This is a genomic window from Allobosea sp. P4_C6, from assembly GCF_056402015.1.
The window spans coordinates 1-1,140 of record NZ_JBFUIF010000263.1 but is presented as its reverse complement, the minus strand read 5'-3'; the positions used below and the strand labels follow the sequence as shown (position 1 = coordinate 1,140).

The following is a 1,140-nucleotide window of genomic DNA, read 5'->3' as shown; positions in this document are numbered from 1 at the left end:
GTGCACTCCCGGATCGCACCGGTCCGGCTGTCCCGGAACCTCGCCCCGGTCAGGCCATTCGCGCGGTCGCCTTGCAGATCGACAATCTCGCTGCCGACATGCACCTCGACATTGGGCAGAGCCGCGATCCGGTCGATCAGATACCGGGACATGGTCTGTTCGAGCGGGCGTCGCGCCACGAGGTGCAGGTGCCTGACCTGCGGTGCGAGATAGGCGACGGCTTGCCCGGCCGAGTTTCCTCCGCCCACCAGGACGACCTCTTGCCCCGCGCAAAGCCGCGCCTCGACGGGCGATGCCCAATAGGAAACGCCGGCCCCCTCCAGCTCTTCGATATTGGGAATGTCCGGCCGCCGATAGCGGGCTCCCGAAGAAATGACCACGGTGCGGCAGCGGGCAGTGCCTCCGCTGCTGAGATCGATGGTGAACGGAACCTCCGCATCTACGCCGTGACAGTGGAGCATTTCGACGGTGAGCGGGATGGCGAGCTCGGCACCGAACTTCGCCGCCTGATTGAAGGCCCGCCCTGCGAGCGCCTGCCCGGAGATGCCGGTGGGAAAGCCGAGATAGTTTTCGATCCGAGCCGATGCGCCAGCCTGGCCGCCGAAGGCGCGGCTGTCTAGTACCAGGACCGAAAGACCTTCGGACGCGCCGTAGACAGCAGTGGCAAGCCCGGCGGGCCCGGCTCCAATGACCGCCACGTCATAGACCTTGTCCGGGTCGAGATCCGGCGTGATGCCCAGACAGGATCCGGCATCCGCATTGCTCGGGCGTCTGAGCACCGTGCCGTTCGGACAGATCATCAGCGGCAGCTCGTCGGCGCCGACGCCGAGCCGCTCGACCAGCTCTCGACCCTCGGCCTGGCATGTGGCGATAACGGTGTGGGGGTAGCCGTTGCGGGTGAGAAAGCCCGATAACTGGACGATGCCCGGATCATCCCGGCGTCCCACCAGGATCGATCCGGCGCCGCCGGTCTGCCCCGCTTCGATCAGCATGACGCGTCGCAGGATGAAGGCGCGCATGATGACTTCCCCGACATCGGCCGAGCCGATGACAAGGGCCCGCAGATGCGGCGCATCGAAGGGGATCGCGATCGCGCCAGCGTCGCCCGCCACGACCGACATGAGGGACGGACGACCCGAG

1 protein-coding gene is annotated in these 1,140 nt (G+C 67.0%); it reads right to left on the bottom strand.

What is annotated here, in order from left to right; genetic code table 11:
* Window positions 1–1,140: NAD(P)/FAD-dependent oxidoreductase (locus AC1DVA_RS28515; RefSeq protein WP_476808147.1), on the bottom strand; the 1,140-nt coding region annotated here is incomplete at both ends.